Raw genomic sequence first — 16,240 nt, 5'->3', positions numbered from 1 at the left:
CGCATGATGAGCGCCATCGACCGTCGCGCCTTGCGCCCGTCCACCGCCGCCATTGCATGCGCCGCGGCCTGCGTGCTGTTCGCCGCCGCTGGCCCGGCGCGCGCCGACAACGCCGGCCCGGCGAACGTCACGCCCGTGGACAACAGCGGCGTGCAGATCCATACGACGATCCTGCCGCCGCAGCCTGCCGCGTCGACGGGCGCGTCCACAGGCACGGGCGGCAGCGTCAACGCCGCAGCAACCCCGGGCGCCTCGGCCGGCAGCGGCACGACCTATGTGCCGCCCGCAGCGAACACGGCGCCGGGCCAGGTCGTGGTAGGCGGCAAGGTGCCGGATGAAGCCACGAAGGCAGCCGTGCTGCAACGCCTGCGCGACACGTATGGCGCGACCAACGTGGTCGATCAGATCGAAGTGGGCAACGTCGCCACGCCGCCCAACTGGGGCACGAACGTGCAGAAGCTGATCGGCCCGCAGTTGAAGCAGATCAGCAAGGGGCAACTCAAGATCGACGGCACGCAAATCGACGTGAAAGGCGAAGTGGGCAACGAAGCGCAGCGCCAGCAGCTCGCAAGCGACATGGCCAACGCGCTGAACCCCACATGGACCATCAAGAACGGACTGCGTGTGAGCGCATCCGAGCAAGGGCTGCTCGATCGCACGCTCGCGAACCGCACTATCGAATTCGAAACCGGCAGCGCGACGCTCACACCGCAAGGCCGCGCGATTCTGGATCAGATGGCGACGGTACTTTCGAAGATGTCGACGAAGACCGTCGAGATCATCGGCCACACCGACAACCTCGGTAATCGGGCGTCCAACATTGCGTTGAGCCAGGCGCGTGCGGATGCGGTGAAGGGTTACCTCGTGGCGCGAGGCATCTCGCCGCAACAGTTGAGCACGACAGGCGTGGGCCCCGATCAGCCCATCGCCTCGAACGACACCACCGACGGCCGCGCCCGCAATCGGCGAATCGAATTCAGAGCGGGGCTCTGATCAGCGAGGCTCCTATGTGAAGAGGCGCTGGCGCCTCTTCACGCGGCGCGCGAGCCGCGAGGAACAGCGAACGCCCGCTGCTCCTCTGCTGCGACCCTCAACCGTTCGCGTCAGGCTTGATGCCCAGCAACTCGCGAATGTGCGAGAGCGAGCCGTCGTCCTTCACGACCGTCGAAAGCCATTCGTGCAGCGGCATGTCGGCCCATTCGGCGGCCTTGTCCGCGAGATAGGCCACCGGACTGTGCGGTTCGGTGCTGCGGAAATACTTCGCGACCGCGCGCAGTTGAGCCACGGCCTGCGCGCGGTTTTGAATGCCGGCGTACGCAACGTTCGACACGTGCGTGGTCTGTGATGCGGAAGCGAGTGTGGTGGGCACGGCAGCCTCGTGCGACAACGGCGTCTTGAATGTCGGCTCGGTACGCTCCTGCGCACCCGCCGTCTGATCCTGCTTCGATTCCCGCGCCGCCTGACCGTCGGGCGCATCCGGGTTCACGCCGGCTTCGCGCGCGAAGCGCTCGGCCAGCCGATACACCGACTCGTACGCGTCTTTTGCCTTGCGAAAGCTCGGCGCGACTTCGCCTGCGCGCAGATCCAACTCGCGTTCGAGGCCCAGCATCGCGTCTTCGAACGCCCTCAACTCCGCGAGCAGCGACACGTAAAAGCGCGCGGGCGTGGCCCGCCGGCTCGCCTCGATCTGCTCGACGGCCGGTTTGCCGCGCGTGATGTCGTCCGCGTGTTCGGGGTCGCGCTTCGCCGCCTGCGCTGCGTGCGTGGCGACCTCCCAGTCGAGCGCGCTGAACGAGCTATCGCCCGTCTGCGTGAGCGGCGCTGCGCGCAGCAGTTCAGCCGTACGCCCCACGAGCCAGCCGACATTGCCCAGACGGTATTCGGCGTCGTCGCCTTCCGGCAGCGGATGCAGATACTCCCAGTACCGCTCGCACAAACCCGTCACGAGCGCATAGCCCTGCGTGAGCCCGGGCACGCCGTCTTCCATCGCCAGCGCTTCCGTGAGCCACACCGCGAGCCGCAAATCCTTCGTCTGCGAGCCCAGCAGCGCAGAAGCGCGCGCGACCACGAACGACCAGTCGGCTTCCTTGATGTCCGTCACCCACTCGCCCTGATCCAGCGAAGGATCGTCGAAACGGCGCGCGTGCTGGATGGCGTCGAAGTCCGCAGAAAACAGCAAGTCCTCGCCGCACGGCGACGATTCGCTCACGGGCTCGATCAGCAGTTTCAGATCGATTGGCATGCGTTACTCCACCGTGTATTCGAATTCGCCCGACTCGTGCGCATGCACAGCAATCTTCGCGATGGGTTCGCCGTCGGCGATGCGTTCGAGCACGTGCTGCGCGATCTCGGGCAAGAGCGTGCCGTTCAGGATGTGGTCCACGTTGCGCGCGCCCGAATCCACCTCGGTACACCGCGAGAGCACGGCGTCGATGAGCGACTCGTCCCATTCGAACGCAGCATGATGATTTGCTTCCACGCGGCGGCGAATGCGATCGAGCTTCAGTTCGATGATCTGCGCGAGCACGTCGTCGGAAATCGGGTAGTACGGCACCACCTTCATGCGGCCGAGGAACGCGGGCTTGAATGCCTTGTACAGCTGTGGGCGCAGCAGTTCGGCCAGTTCGTCCGCGTCGGGCAACTCGCCTTCGCCTTTGTTGAGGCAGTGCTGCATCACCGTGGTAGAGCCCACGTTCGACGTCAGAATGATGAGCGTGTTGCGAAAGTCGATCTCGCGGCCTTCGGCGTCGTCCATCATGCCCTTGTCGAAGACCTGGAAGAACATTTCGAGCACATCGGGATGGGCCTTTTCCACTTCGTCCAGCAGCACGACCGAGTACGGATTGCGCCGCACCGCTTCGGTCAGCACGCCACCCTCGCCATAGCCGACATAACCCGGCGGCGAGCCCTTGAGTCCCGAGACGCTGTGCGCTTCCTGATACTCGCTCATGTTGATCGTGACCATCTTGCGCTCGCCGCCGTACAGCACGTCTGCCAGCGCGAGCGCCGTTTCGGTTTTACCCACGCCCGAGGGCCCGACGAACATGAAGACGCCGCGCGGCTTGTTCGGATCTTCGAGCCCTGCGCTCGCGGTTCGCACGCGCTGCGCAATGGCCTCGAGCGCGTGGTCCTGGCCGATCACGCGCGCAGCGAGCAACGGCTGAAGGTTCATCACGGTACCGATTTCGTCCTTCACCATGCGTCCCAGCGGAATACCGGTCCACGACGCGACGATTTCTGCCACCACGTGGCCGTCCACCTGCAGGGGCACCATCGGTTGCGCGCCCTGCAACGCGTGCAGACCTGCCACGTGTTGCGTGAGTGTTTCGCGCGCCTCGCGCAGTTCGTCGGATTGCGCGGCATCGGCCGCGCGCTCGCGCAGCGTATCGATCTGACTGCGCAGTGCGGCGATCTCCGTTACCAGTTCGCGTTCCTGCGCGTAGCGTGCCTCGTCGGCAGTCATGGTTTCCTTGTCCGCCGCGAGTTGTGCGCGTAGCGCGGCGAGCCGCTCAGAGCGCTGCGGGTCTTCAAGCGCATCGCCCGCGGCCTCGCGTTCGAGCGCCGCGATTTCCGTCTCCGTGCGTTCGATGCGCTTTCTCGCGTCGTCGATCGCGCCTGGTGTGGCGCTCTGCGCGAGCGCGACGCGCGCGCACGCCGTGTCGAGCACGCTGATCGCCTTGTCCGGCAGTTGCCGTCCGCTGATGTAGCGATGCGAAAGGCGCACGGCCTCGGTAATGGCATCGTCGAGAATGCGCACGTTGAAGTGGCGCTCCATCAAGCCGGCCATCGCGCGCAGCATGGCTGCGGCCAGCGTCTCGTCCGGCTCTTCGACCTTCACCACCTGGAAGCGCCGCGCGAGCGCCGCGTCTTTCTCGAAGTACTTCTTGTATTCGCTCCACGTCGTGGCCGCGATGGTGCGCAATTCGCCGCGCGCGAGTGCAGGCTTGAGCAGATTGGCGGCGTCGTTCTGGCCCGCCTGGCCGCCCGCGCCGATGATCGTATGCGCCTCGTCGATGAACAGGATGATCGGGTGCGCACTCTTTCGCACTTCGTCGATCACGTTCTTCAGGCGGTTTTCGAATTCGCCCTTTACGCTGGCGCCCGCCTGCAATAGCCCCATGTCGAGCACGTGAAGCGCAACGCCCGCGAGCGCGGCCGGCACATCGCCTGCCGCGATGCGCAGCGCAAGTCCCTCCACGACCGCGGTTTTCCCCACACCCGCTTCGCCCGTGAGGATGGGGTTGTTCTGGCGGCGGCGCATCAGGATGTCGATGGCCTGGCGGATCTCGCGTTCGCGGCCCACCACGGGGTCGATCTTGCCTTCGCGGGCACGCTCCGTGAGGTTGGTGGTGTAGGTGTCCAGCGCAGGCGTTCGGGAAGGACCGCCAGAGGTCGCCTGAGGCCCTTGTGCGTCCTCGGCGGTATCGGCTCCGGTTGCGGTCGCACGCTCGACTTCGCATGAACCTTCCGTGATTTCGTCGAACCGATGCTTGAGATCCGTCACCCGTACGCCGGCAAAGCGCGGCGACATACGTTGCGCGAATTGCGCGAGATCCGGCGCGCTCAACAACGCGAGCAGCAGATGCCCCGAGCGAATTCGTCCGATCTGCGAATCCAGCGACGCAATGAGCCACGCCTGCTCGAACAGTTCGATGAGATGCACGGAAAACACCGGCGTTCTGGTGTTGCCGGTCTTCAGCCGCTCGAGTTCGCCTTCGAGGTCGGCACGCAACGCGTGCACGTCCACGCCGCTCGCCTTCAGGATGATTGCCGCGTCGCTGGCGGGCTCGTCCAGCAGCGCGAGGAACAGATGTTCGAGGTCCACCTCGTAGTGACCGCGCGCAAGACAGAGACTGGCCGCGCGCTCCGTGGCCTGGCGGCACGTGGTGTTGAGTTTGGTAATGAGAGTCTTGAGGGGCGTGCTCATCGGGTGCGTCCGGTTCTCGTACGGTTCGGTTCTTCTTTGAGATCTTCGTCAGTGGATGACGTGCAATTCGTAACGCGCATCCGCGCGATCGCGGTCCGCTGCGTGGGTGCACAGGAAGGCGTCCCAGCCCAGTCGCGCGCCGCCGCCCAGTTGGCTCGGGCCGACTTCCGTGCGCCGCAATACGAGCGACACTTCGTACTCCAGCGTGACGCCCGCCAGCAGCGTGAGCATGCGTTCGAGCGCGATAGCGCAATCGAAGCCCGGCAGGAACGATTCGTAATCGGCCTTCGAAAGCGGGCCAATCACGAGCCGCGCGCGCATGTCGCGCTGCCACACGCGTTCGCCCGCGAGCGCCGACGCGCCGAGCGTCGCATTGATCTCGCCCAGCACGGTGAGCTGATCGCGCGGCACGTCATACCACTTGCCGACGAACTGGTCCACGCGCACAGGCACCTTGAAGTAATCGGACAGCGTGCGCTGCAGATAGGCCGCCGAAACGGGACGATGTCGCGCGGGCAATGCGTAACCGGCAATGGCTTCGTCGAACAACGCGCCATTGCCCGTTTGCAGGCTCTCGCGTGTGCCGCCATCGCCCACGCCCGCCAGAGCGAGCAGCAACGGCAGATAGCGTTCGTCGCGATCGAGTTCGTAATGGAACGGCAGGCGGTACTTCTTCCAGGCCGCGTAGAAGAGCGCCGTCGCGCGATTGCCGAATATGTCGAAGAATTCGCGCGCCGCGCGATCGCGCTTCAGCTGCTCGCGCGAGACGATCTGCTCCGTGTAGTGCAGCGGCAACGCGCCCTGACCGCCCAACAGGCCGAAAAACGACGGCGTGATATCGACGCGCGAGAGTCCGCCGTTGGCCAGCGCCGCTGTGCGTTGATCCTTGTTTTTCAGCGCGTCGCCGCTGTGGTCGTAGGGTTGAGCCTGCTCGATCTCGCTGGGCGGAAACGCGAGCGACAGCGTGCTGCGAAAGCCGATGCGCTTCGCCAGTACGTCCCCGGTGCGCGTGGCCGCGGCGGCATCATTGTCCGAAAACCAGCGCTCCAGCATGCGCACGGCCTGGAAAAATTCGAACGCGTGCGGCTCGTCGAGCAGACGCTCGATTACACCAGGATCGACTCGCCGCTGCGCGGTTTGCATCGCAGAATCTCCTCGCCGGTGCGCTTCGACACGACGATCAGTTGCACAAAACTGTTCAGATGCACGTAGAGCCCGAAGAACGTGTCGAGCAGACGCACGAACGTGGCCACGCTCGTGCCGACGAAGTGCTCCTCGTCCAGCGTAAGCCGGATTTCGACGCCGCGCACGAAGGTCGCGAACGGCTTGCCGGGCAGCCATTGCACGGCGGCACGCTGCTCGATGCCGACAATGCCTTCGATATGGCGCGACGACACCGCCGAGCGCCGCAGATCGTAGAGCACGAGCATCTCTTTCAATGCAGCAAGACCGCTGTTTGCGAGCGATACATGGCTGAGCGCGAGATGCGAAACGAGCCGCCAGTGCGCGCCGCGTCCACGTTCGAAGCGCGTCGTGGGCGTAGGCCGACGCAGCATGGCGATGCTGCTGCCTGCGGGCGCGCCCCCTTCCACGAAGAGGTCGCCGCCTTCCAGACCCACGGCGAGCCGCGACGGCAAATCGCGATTCGTGCAGGTGAGATCGACGCTCAGCGTATCGGTTTTCGGCGCCGAGGGTTCGAGGTCGATATCGACAATCGAGATCTCCGTCTCGTAGCCCGGGCTGTTCTCCGCCACCCAGGCATTGCGCCGAGCGAACCAGTAGTGCCCGGCCTTTTCCGTCTCGCCGTGATGCAGCGAATAGAACGGCCTGAACTCGATGACCTTCTCTTCGTGCGCACGCTGACGCACGAGGTGGGCAGAGTCGATGGAATAGATCTCGTAGGCGAACGCGTTTCGCCCTTCGGCAATGACAGGGTAGGACACGGCCTGGTGGCTCACGCGAATCGGCTCGCCGCGCTGCCTGAAGAGATTCACGACGGGCGTGCAGAAGAGCCGCAAGTGGCTTGCCGAAAGCGTCTCCAAGAGGCGCGCCATATGCGAGTCGCCGCGCACGTCCTTGAGTACGACGTGAAGCGTCAGGCCGCGGCACGGACCCGCGGTACGCAGCATGGCGCCGAGATCGAAATCGACGAAATCGAATTTCTCGGGAAAGCCGAAGTACTCGGTGAGCAAACGATAGGCGGGATGCGACCGTGCCGGATAGTCGATCAAGCCGTCCGCTTCGTCGAAACCCGCTTGCGTGACCGGCGTGGCGCGCATTTCCTTCCAGCGTCCGCAGCGGTCCGGCTCTACATACGTGGCGAGTGCGTTGACGAAGAGGCAATCGGCGAGTGCCGCGATGAAGGACTGCTCGCCATGCAGATGGGCTCGCAGGCGAGGCACTTTCAGCGCAGCCAGATCGAGCTGAGGTGAAGTCGAAGCGAACGTGATCGAGACGATGCCGGTGGCGTTCGGGGGCAGCACGGTGGCACCCGGCGCCATGGCGAGCGGCAGAAACTTCGCATCACTGATGGCGAGCGGGGCCAGCGTGACATCGTAGGCCGTGCGAAAACGGCACTCCACGCCGCGAATGGACCGGCTGCGCAGTTCCGTGCCGCGCGGCACGGTCTGCGGTTCCGTCAACTGGCTCACGGCAGCCGACATACCGAACTGCGCAATCGAACACGACGGAAACGGCCGCAGATAGTGAGGGTACAGCACCTCGAGCAACGCTTCCGTGAATTCCGGATAGTCGTCGTCGAGCTTCTTGTTGATACGCGCGCCCAGCAATGCGAACGACTCGATCATTCGCTCGACGTGCGGGTCTTCGCAATGCTCGCTCGTCATGGCGAGGCGCGCCGCGATCTTCGGATAGCGCTCGGCGAAGTCACGCGAATAACGACGCAGGAACGACAGTTCGCGCTCGTAATACGGCAGCAGTTCTTCCATCAATCTATCCCCGAACCCCTCTCGTGCTGCCGCGCCCGCCGCCGTGGCGGGCAAGATGCATCAAGCTCTCGCGCGTGTTCGCGAGACCGAGTATTGAAGCGTGGCCGGTTGCAGCATCGCGTCGAAGCTCACCGGCTCTTCTGCCGCCGAAACCACGAGCAGGGCCTGAATCGCAAAACACAGCGCATGCGTGGATTGCCCGTTGAGTTCCAGCGTGACGGCGACCTGCCGCAAACGCGGCTCGTGACGCTCGATGGCCTGCTGGATCGACTTGCAGATGAAGGTTCGGTCGTAATGACTCGCGAGACTTAAGCCCGCGAAATCGTTCAGACCGTAGGTCAACACCGAGCGCGAGCATTCCGGCAGCGACGTGAGCTCTTCCTCGGTCAGCGCGATTCGCGTGTTCAGGATCGCTTCCACGTCGCGCGCAACCGCGCCTTTCAGCTCGTCCAGCGACAATTGCCGCATCGCGGCCGGCGCCGGCAGATGCGGTTCGTCATCGAACAGCTTGTCGAGAAAGCTGGGTTCGAAGCGCTTCATCAGGCAGTCGTCAGTTCAACGACGGCAAGGTGGCGCACCCGTTACCGAATGCGCACACCTCGCCGCACGATCAGACCGCGTAGGTCTTGTCGTTCTTCGTGAGACTCCAGGCGCCCTGCGCGTTGCCGCCCTGGTTGCCGCCGATCTTCTGCTGCGTGTACTTCCACTGGACGGCGGCGTACTTCAGCGAGAAGTCCTCGGTCGGCAGGCCTTCGCCCACCACGCTCGGCGTGATGCTCGAAATGATCACGTACTTGAGCTTGATTTCGAGGTACTTGATGCGGTTGCCTTCGCCGTCGGAGCGCATGAAGTCGATCGTGACTTCGTCGAACGTCGTGCCACCCGACGCATGCTGGTACAGCAGCGGGCTCACCACGTCGATGTCCTTCGTGAAGCGCATGTCGGAATGCTCGCAGCGCTCCGCCGTGTGGCCGCCTGCCGTCGATGCCGTTGCCGAGCGCGGCTGCAGGATCGAGTGGTTCCACGAATCGATTTCGATCCAGCCCGTGTGGTCCTTATCGGCCGACTCGCCCTTGATCGCAGGATTGCCGAATTTTAAATAGATGTCCTTCATAACTCATCGACTCCCCAAAGAGGTGGTTTTGACAGACGGCCCGGGCGGCCCCCGCCCGGGCGATGGCCTTCGATTTCAGGAATTGGCCGGCTTCGGCAAGTCCGCGACGAGCCGCAGCGAAATAGACAGCTCGTCCAGCTGGAAATGGGGACGCAGGAACGCCACCGAGCGATACGACCCAGGCTTGCCCGGAATCTCCGAGACCTGGATGGACGCTTCACGCAGCGGGAATTGCGCCTTTTGCTCCTGGGTGGCGTTGTCGTCGAGCAGCACGTACTGGGAAATCCAGCGGTTCAGGAAAACCTCGACGTTCTGAGCCGATGCAAAGCTGCCGATCTTGTCGCGCATCATCGCCTTCAGGTAGTGCGCCACGCGGGAGACCGAGAAGATGTACTGGAGCTGCGCGGAGAGCACGGCGTTCGCATTCGCACTATCCGTGCTGTACTTGCGCGGCTTTTGCACCGACTGTGCTGCGAAAAACGCAGCGTAGTCCGAGTTCTTGCAGTGCACGAGCGGAATGAAGCCGAGGTCGCTCAGTTCCTTCTCGCGTCGATCGGTAATGGCAATTTCGGTCGGACACTTCAGTGCGACTTCGCCGTCGTCGGTCTTGAAGGTATGCGTGGGCAGGTCTTCCACCAGCCCTCCGCCCTCCACACCGCGGATCGCGGCACACCAGCCGAAGTCGTCGAATGCAGCGGTCAGACGGGCAGCAAAAGCCCAGGCTGCGTTACACCACAGGTACTTGCTGTGGTCGGTGCCGTCCACGTCTTCGACGAAGTTGAAGCCTTCCGCCGTGGCGCCGTCTTTAGGATTGAACGGCAAGCGGCCGAGAAAGCGCGGCAGCGTAAGACCGACATAGCGCGAATCTTCGGAATCGCGGAACGACTTCCACTTCGCGTACTCGACGGTGTCGAACACTTTGCCGAGATCGCGCGGCTTGCCCAGATCGGCGAACGATTCGAGGCCCAGCAGTTCGGGCGAAGCCGACGCTACGAACGGCGCATGCGCCGCGGCGGCAACGTGCGCCATCTGTTCGATGAAATAGACGTCCTCGGGCTGACGCGTAATTTCGAAGTCGCCGATCAGCGTGCCGAACGGCGCGCCGCCAAAGGTGCCGAACTCTTCTTCGTAGACTTTCTTGAAGAGCGCGCTCTGGTCGAACTCGATAGCCGTCTTGAAGTCGCGCACGAGGTCGCGCTTGGTCGCGTTGAGTGCCTTGATCTTGATGGTGGAGCCGGTGTTGCTCTCCTGGCACAGATAGTGAAGCCCGCGCCATGTGCTTTCGAGGCGCTGGAATTCCGCCGCGTGCATGACCGCGCTCAATTGTGCCGAGATGAGCCGGTCCAGTTCGGCCACGCGTGCGTCGATGGTGGCCGACAGGTTGTCGGACACGATCACCGTGCCGTCGAGCACCTGATGCACGAGCTCACCGATCAGATCTTTCGCGCGCGCGTGCTCCGACTCGGACTTCGCGACCTTGCTCTTCTCGACGATCTCGTCGAGCAGCGACGGTGCCGCATCCGCTTCGTCCACGCTCGTGAGTTGCGCTGCTGCCGTTTGCTGGTTCATCTCATACCCCTCGCACACCCCGTACTGCGTTTATTCGTCTTTGGCTTCGCCGTCTTTCAGGTCGCCCGCCGCTGCACCGCTCACCCGCGCAAGTGCCTGGAGTTGCTGCGTGTTGCTGAGCACTTCGGCGAGCAGGTCTTCCAGCTTGTCGTTGCCGGCAAGCTTGTTGCGCAGGTCGGCCAGTTTTTGGCGCGCTTCGAGCAGGCGTCGCAGCGGCTCGATCTGCGCGACGACTTCGTCCGGGTTGAAGTCGGCAATGGACCGAAAACGCAGGTCGACCGCGAACTTGCCGCCGGCGTCCGAGAGGCGGTTTTCCACCTGATACGCGGCGCGCGGCTCGATACCGCGCATCACGTCGTCGAAATTGTCCCGATCGATGCTGACGAACTTGCGATCGCGCAGCTTTGGCTGCTCGACTTCAGACTGACCGGCGAGATCGCCAACCACGCCCACCACGAACGGCAGTTCCTTGATTTCGATAGCGTCGCCGCGCTCGACCTCATAGGTGAGCTGCACGCGGGGCGGCCGCACCTTTTGCAAGCGCTTCTGAATGCTTTCCTTCTTCGCCATGAACGGCTCCCAGGTGCAGACGAACAGTCGTTTGAGTGTGAATCAGCGCAGCGCGCTAAACGGGTCCGAGGCGCCACCGCTCTGCGCAGCCTTTGCAGGCGCGGGCGCCGGAGCGGCGGCCGGCGCAGCTTCGGGAGCGGCGCTGCCCGTTGCGCTTGCGGTCACCGCCGGCTTCTCTTTCACCACGCGGCGCACGATGCGGCGCTTCTTCGGCACGGGCTTTTCAGCCTGTTGCTCGGGCGGGAACAACGACTCTTCGCCCAGCGTGTCGCGCAATTGTTTGGCGAGGACCTGGGCGTCCGACTTTGCGTCGCCGGCAAGCGAGGCGTCCTGCCTCAATTCGCCAAGCGACTGCGTCGCCACGCGCAGACCGGCCACCGCCAGTACGCTCTTCGCCTGGCGATCCGTCTGATCGCGCTGCAGGGCTTCCTGCGCAGCGACGATGGCCTGGCCGTAATGACCTTGGGAGAACTGGATCTGCGCAATGCGCGACCACGGTTCTTCGCGGGTCGGGTCGCTCTTGGCGAGTTGCTGATACAGCGCGATGGCACGGTCCTGATCGCCGCCCTTCGATACCGTATCCGCGTCTGCCAATGCCTTGTCGAAAGCTTGCGGCGTAGTCGCCACGTTGTTTTGCGTCGCGCAGCCGGCGACGAGTCCGCACGCCAACACCACCCCAGATAGTTTCGTGTGAAGCCGCTGTTTCATCTTTTTCACCGACAGGCGAGTTTTTTAATTCCGGTGCAAACCGGGTTTTACTTTAAGTGAAGTGCGCGGGTATAGTACAGGCCAAATTTCTACAATTCAACTTCCGCGCGAAGAGGTATTGCACAAAAAGAATTGCAGTCGGCCTTTACCGCTAGCAGCAAGAAATTCTTTCCGAAATTATCTGGAATATCCGATCCGGCCCGGAAAAAGTTTCCTGAAAGCGGCTTGAACTGCCACGCGGAGAGCCCGTGTGGCATATGCGTCGAGCATCGTTAAATATGTGCAAATATGTGGCAAAAGGCCGTTTTTCTGATTTTCCAGGGCTTGACGGGGGAGGCGCCGGCGCTCGGCCGGCCGATTCACAATGAATCCGCGCTTTATTCAATATGCATCAGCACTTGCAGCGAGCGTGGCGCTCGCGGGCTGTGCCGCAGGCATCTCGGTGCTGGGCGCCGCGGCGTCTTCTGCCCTTCAGGCAGCGGGCATCGGCAAACCCGACGTACCCGACGCGCAGAAGCCGCCGCGCAATATCGGCCTGACGCTCTTTGCCGCGCCAAACCTCAACGCGGCCAACGACAACCGGCCGCTCGCCCTCGTGGTGCGAGTCTATGCGCTAAAAGACCCCACCTCGTTCGAGCAGGCGCCTTTCGATACCTTTACAGATCCTCAAAAGGAAAAAAGTACCCTGGGAGCTGATTTGCTTAGTGTCCGGGAGGTGACTTTAATACCCGGTCAACGCTATTCGGCCACTGAAAAGGTTTCCAGGGAAGCACAGGCGCTGGGTATCGTGGCATTGTTCCGCGATCCGGCCATGCAGCGCTGGAAATTCGCGTTCGATCCTGCGAAATCGGAGAAATCCGGCATAATGGTCGGCCTGCATAACTGCGCCATGACGGTTACGAATGGCACAGTGATCGCGCCTGAACAGGGAATGCCGTCGCAACCGCTGAATATGCTGTCTTCAGTGAGTTGCGGATAAGAATGACGCTGGCGTGTCATTTAACAATCTTTGAATCCGGCATGGCCGGCCCCGTTCTTGTATTCGGCCGCACGCATACGACAGGTTTGAGATGAGCTATTCAGCCAAGGTGCTCTGGGGGGAAGGCCTGTTTCTCAGGCCGCAGCATTTTCAGCGGCAGGACGCCTATCATGAGGCACGCCTGTTCGAGTCCATTCAGTCCATCCAGCCGTACAACTGGGGCGTGCGTTCCGTGCGCTTCGATCGCGACGCGCTGGGCAGCAACGTGCTGCGGGTGGCCGATCTCGCGCTGGTCTTTCCGGACGGCACGCTGTACTCGGCGCCGCAGGCCGACGACCCTCCGCCGCCCGTAGCCCTCGATACGCTGCCGGACGGCATCAACGAATTCACGTTTTTCCTCGCCCTGCACCCGCTGCGCGATACCGGCGCGAACTATACGGACGATCGCGATGCCGGCTTCGTCGCGCGCTACGTGAGCGAGCAGGCGCCCGTGGCAGATCACTTCACCGACGCCGCCGCGGCCGACATCGCGTTCCTCAAGACCAGCGTCAAGCTGATCGCGCACAGCGAGCCGCGCGACCAGTTGCTTGCGGTGCCGCTCGTGCGTGTGCGACGCACGGCGACGTCGGGCTTCGAGATCGACGATACGTTCGTGCCGCCGTGTCTTGCTATCGAAGCATCGCCCATCCTGCATCAGCGTCTGCGCCAACTGATCGACGCGCTGCAGGCCAAGGTGAACGCGCTGTACGGCTTTCACCGCGAGCCGACGAAAAACATCATCGAGTTCCGCTCGGGCGACATCGCCTCGTTCTGGCTGCTGCATACCGCGAACGCGGCATTTGCAACGCTTGCGCACCTGTACCAGCATGCGGCGCTGCATCCCGAGCGGCTGTTCCAGGAACTGCTGAGATTGACAGGACAACTGATGACGTTTTCGAAGGGCTACGCGCTCGCCGATCTGCCGGCCTATCGTCACGACGACCCGGGGCCCGGCTTCGCGCGACTCGACACGATGCTGCGCGATCTGCTCGAGACTGTCATCTCCACACGCTACTTCGCGATTGCGCTCGACGAGCTCCGTCCGTCGTTCCATACCGGGCGGCTCGACTCAGGCAAGATCGACGACAAGACGCAGTTCTTCGTTGCGGTGTCCGCGAACATGCCGACGGTCGAACTCGTCGAAGCGGTGCCGGCGCGCTTCAAGGTGGGCGCACCCGACGACGTCGACAAGCTCGTGCTCTCCGCCATGCCCGGCGTGCGCCTCGTCTACACGCCGCAGGTGCCGCCCGCCATTCCGGTGCGTCCGGGCGCCTGCTACTTCTCGCTCGAAGCGCGCGGCCCACTCTACGAGCGCATGCTGCAGGCCCAATCGGCGACCATCTACGCGCCCTCCGGCATCGACGATCTCAAACTCGAACTCATCGCGGTCACATCATGAGCTACGCGCCCTCCCTTTTTGGCAACGGCACGCCGACGGCAACCCCGAATCCCGCATCGTCGCCCGCGAGCGAACCGACCTATCAGGTCCGCTCGCTGCTCGATCTGCTGTACGACGGCTTCTTCATGCTGTTCCTGCTGAAGAACGGACGCGAGCCGGGCGACGCCGACGAATTCCGCGCGCGCATCCAGCAATTTCTCGGCGATTTCGAGCGCGGCGCGAAGAAGCTCGACGTGGCTGCCGAAGACGTGTACGCGGCGAAGTTCGCGTTCTGTGCCGCTATTGACGAATCCGTGCTCGCTTCGCAGTTCCGCATTCGCGCGGAATGGGAGCGCCGGCCGTTGCAGCTCGTGCTGTTCGGTGAACAGCTGGCCGGCGAGAAATTCTTTCAGTACCTCGAAGAATGCCGCGCGCAGGGCGCAAGACGCCTACAGTCGCTCGAGGTCTTCCACATGTGCCTGCTGCTCGGCTTCCAGGGCAAGTATCTGCTGGAAGGTCCGGAGAAGCTCGCGTATCTGACGGCTCGCCTCGGCGACGAGATCGCCCATATGAAGGGCAAACGTGCAGCGTTCGCGCCGCACTGGCCACTGCCGGACCAGGTGGCGCACCGCCTGAAGCGCGAGGTGCCGCTATGGGTGATCGGCGCGGTGTTCGCGCTCGTCGGTCTTGTGGCGTATCTCGGGCTTAACACGTATCTGCGCGACAACACGTTGCGCACGCTGTCGCCCTATGCCCAGGTGATCAAGGTCGGACCGGAGTCGGCGAATCTCACGATATCGCTGCCTTGACGAAGCCCGCGTCGCACTTTAGCGCCTCGGGCGTGAAGTGCCCGCGGTGTTGGCCGCCTCGGCCGATTGCCACCTGTCATCGTCGAGCAGACGCTCGAAGAGGCTGTCGAGCTGGGCCTCCGGAAGCGGCAGAAGGCCCAGCAATGCGTAGAACGCCAGACCTCGCGCCGCGGCAAGACGCAACAGGGCGAGTTCGGGGTCAGCGGCTTCGGCGCGAATCTTGTCGAATTTCTCGCTATCGGCTTCTCGCAACGCGTCGAGCAGATTGGGATCCTCCACAAGCGCGGCCAGGACCGCGCGCGCAAGCGAGTGCGGCTGATTGGTCGACTCCCGCGCCACCGCGATCTGCGAAAGCAGCGCGGGATGCTGCGCCGACGCACCTTGATTGGCCGCATAGTTGCGCGCGAAGTTTTCGAAATACTCCCGCTGATATTCGAGGAGCGCTTTCAGGATGCCGCTCTTGGTCCGGAACTGGTGCAGCAGGCCTCCTTTGCTGATTCCGCTTTCGCGTGCCAGCGCATCGAACGTTAAGGCGCCTGGGCCGTCGCGCGTGATGATGACAAGCGCAGCCTGAATAGCGGTGCTTCGGGATCGCTCCGAACGGGTGGGATTGTCCATGTCCTTTCTAGTCAAACGTCTTGTGTGCTCGCAGCGTGCCTTGCTGGCAGCATGGCCGTGTCGGCGCGAGGCGTGCGGCATGTCAGAAGAATAAGCGCAACTTGCGGGCGGAATCCCGCGATTCTATCAAGGCGGCGTACCGGCCCGCGCCGGCTCGCCTGTGCCTTTGCGCCGGGCGTGCAGGCAGATGATGGCCGATCGTTGCTCGCGCAGTCATCGCTTCAAGACGCTACCGGCTGTCTGCTGGCCTTGCGCCGCCGGGGGCGCCGCCGCATGACCATCCCGCAAATCCGGATAAATGCCGACGATAAACACGATGTAGACGAGCCCCGCAAACAGGCCCGCTATCGTCCCGAACACATGGCGCGTTTCTGGCGGGTCGCGCCGCCAATACAGCGGAACGGCAACGAGCAGATAGGCCGCTACGAAAACGAGCGCGGCCATTAACGCCGGCGGCAAGCTAAGCGCAAAGAAGTCCGCTGCGGCCAGCACGCGCTCGTGCGCGGGCGCGCCCGTCAGTAGCGAAAACGTCGAGACTAGCGGCATTCGCGGCCTCCCTTCCAGGCAACGTTTTTCACAGG

General features: G+C 63.5%; 15 protein-coding genes. 4 read left to right on the top strand and 11 right to left on the bottom strand.

The features are described from left to right. Positions 1-6 precede the first annotated feature (6 nt). Positions 7-993, top strand: coding sequence for an OmpA family protein (locus P2869_RS20710; protein ID WP_277599908.1), 987 nt, complete (start codon positions 7-9; stop codon positions 991-993). Between the two features lie 97 nt (positions 994-1,090). On the opposite strand, the gene tssA is transcribed toward P2869_RS20710, so the two are convergent. From tssA to P2869_RS20665, 9 genes are all read right to left on the bottom strand, one after another. Continuing rightward, positions 1,091-2,242 carry a type VI secretion system protein TssA gene (gene tssA, locus P2869_RS20705; RefSeq protein WP_277599396.1) on the bottom strand — a complete coding sequence of 384 codons (1,152 nt, stop codon included), beginning with the start codon at positions 2,240-2,242 and terminating at the stop codon, positions 1,091-1,093. Positions 2,243-2,245: 3 nt separating this feature from the next. Further along, positions 2,246-4,927: a type VI secretion system ATPase TssH gene (gene tssH / locus P2869_RS20700; RefSeq protein ID WP_277599395.1), complete on the bottom strand. Its 2,682-nt coding sequence runs from the start codon at positions 4,925-4,927 to the stop codon at positions 2,246-2,248. 48 nt (positions 4,928-4,975) lie between these two features. After that, a complete protein-coding gene (tssG, locus tag P2869_RS20695) occupies positions 4,976-6,070 on the bottom strand; it encodes a type VI secretion system baseplate subunit TssG (protein ID WP_277599394.1) in 1,095 nt (364 codons plus the stop codon). Continuing rightward, positions 6,034-7,875 carry a type VI secretion system baseplate subunit TssF gene (gene tssF / locus P2869_RS20690; protein WP_277599393.1) on the bottom strand — a complete coding sequence of 614 codons (1,842 nt, stop codon included), beginning with the start codon at positions 7,873-7,875 and terminating at the stop codon, positions 6,034-6,036. Before tssF ends, tssG begins: the two co-directional genes overlap by 37 nt. Positions 7,876-7,935: 60 nt before the next feature. Further along, entirely contained in the window at positions 7,936-8,415 is a 480-nt protein-coding gene (gene tssE / locus P2869_RS20685; RefSeq protein ID WP_017777321.1) for a type VI secretion system baseplate subunit TssE, read from the bottom strand. Positions 8,416-8,485: 70 nt separating this feature from the next. Further along, positions 8,486-8,989: a type VI secretion system tube protein Hcp gene (locus P2869_RS20680; RefSeq protein ID WP_017777320.1), complete on the bottom strand. Its 504-nt coding sequence runs from the start codon at positions 8,987-8,989 to the stop codon at positions 8,486-8,488. Between the two features lie 75 nt (positions 8,990-9,064). Beyond that, complete coding sequence (tssC, locus tag P2869_RS20675; RefSeq protein ID WP_017777319.1) at positions 9,065-10,558, bottom strand: type VI secretion system contractile sheath large subunit; 1,494 nt, start codon at positions 10,556-10,558, stop codon at positions 9,065-9,067. 30 nt (positions 10,559-10,588) lie between these two features. Further along, on the bottom strand, positions 10,589-11,128 hold the full coding sequence (gene tssB / locus P2869_RS20670; RefSeq protein ID WP_017777318.1) for a type VI secretion system contractile sheath small subunit: 540 nt from the start codon (positions 11,126-11,128) through the stop codon (positions 10,589-10,591). A 42-nt stretch (positions 11,129-11,170) separates the two neighbouring features. After that, positions 11,171-11,836 carry a tetratricopeptide repeat protein gene (locus P2869_RS20665; RefSeq protein ID WP_026121950.1) on the bottom strand — a complete coding sequence of 222 codons (666 nt, stop codon included), beginning with the start codon at positions 11,834-11,836 and terminating at the stop codon, positions 11,171-11,173. 364 nt (positions 11,837-12,200) lie between these two features. Between P2869_RS20665 and tssJ the strand changes: the two genes are divergently transcribed. From tssJ to icmH, 3 genes are all read left to right on the top strand, one after another. Beyond that, positions 12,201-12,815, top strand: coding sequence for a type VI secretion system lipoprotein TssJ (tssJ, locus tag P2869_RS20660; protein WP_017777316.1), 615 nt, complete (start codon positions 12,201-12,203; stop codon positions 12,813-12,815). A gap of 91 nt (positions 12,816-12,906) precedes the next feature. Further along, positions 12,907-14,253, top strand: coding sequence for a type VI secretion system baseplate subunit TssK (gene tssK / locus P2869_RS20655; RefSeq protein ID WP_017777315.1), 1,347 nt, complete (start codon positions 12,907-12,909; stop codon positions 14,251-14,253). Then, complete coding sequence (icmH, locus tag P2869_RS20650; RefSeq protein ID WP_017777314.1) at positions 14,250-15,041, top strand: type IVB secretion system protein IcmH/DotU; 792 nt, start codon at positions 14,250-14,252, stop codon at positions 15,039-15,041. The genes tssK and icmH overlap by 4 nt, the downstream gene beginning before the upstream one ends. An 18-nt stretch (positions 15,042-15,059) precedes the next feature. Here icmH and P2869_RS20645 read toward each other — a convergent pair whose 3' ends face one another. Next, positions 15,060-15,659, bottom strand: a complete 600-nt coding sequence (locus P2869_RS20645; RefSeq protein ID WP_017777313.1) for a TetR/AcrR family transcriptional regulator — start codon at positions 15,657-15,659, stop codon at positions 15,060-15,062. A 213-nt stretch (positions 15,660-15,872) separates the two neighbouring features. Continuing rightward, the gene (locus P2869_RS20640) at positions 15,873-16,205 is read right to left on the bottom strand and encodes a hypothetical protein (protein ID WP_199541077.1); all 333 of its coding nucleotides are present in this window, start codon (positions 16,203-16,205) and stop codon (positions 15,873-15,875) included. Positions 16,206-16,240: the final 35 nt, after the last annotated feature.

Source organism: Paraburkholderia sp. SUR17 (genome assembly GCF_029536165.1).
Taxonomy (GTDB): Bacteria; Pseudomonadota; Gammaproteobacteria; order Burkholderiales; family Burkholderiaceae; genus Paraburkholderia; species Paraburkholderia kururiensis.
This window is presented reverse-complemented; position numbering and strand designations above follow the sequence as displayed.